Here is a 234-nt window from a genome sequence, read left to right on the forward strand (position 1 = left end):
GCGAAGGATATCCAGCGCGACGCGGCCGGCGTAGTGGCCGCGATCAGTGCCGAGGACATCGGCAAGTTCCCCGATACCACCCTCGCCGACTCCCTGCAGCGCATCACCGGCATCTCGATCGAGCGCCGAGATGGTGAAGGCGCACAGGTCACCCCGCGAGCCGTTGGCCCGCAGTGCAACAGGGTGACCCTCAACGGCCGCCAGATGCCCGGCGCCGACGCGTTCTGAGCGGCG

At 69.2% G+C, this 234-nt stretch carries 1 pseudogene; it reads left to right on the top strand.

From position 1 onward, the window contains the following. Positions 1-225 (top strand): annotated as a pseudogene (locus ACQG3P_RS24255) (TonB-dependent receptor plug domain-containing protein); the annotation flags it as partial. Positions 226-234: the final 9 nt, after the last annotated feature.

Origin of the sequence: Stenotrophomonas sp. SrG, assembly GCF_050031795.1 — a bacterium.
In the GTDB taxonomy this organism is placed as follows: domain Bacteria; phylum Pseudomonadota; class Gammaproteobacteria; order Xanthomonadales; family Xanthomonadaceae; genus Stenotrophomonas; species Stenotrophomonas rhizophila_A.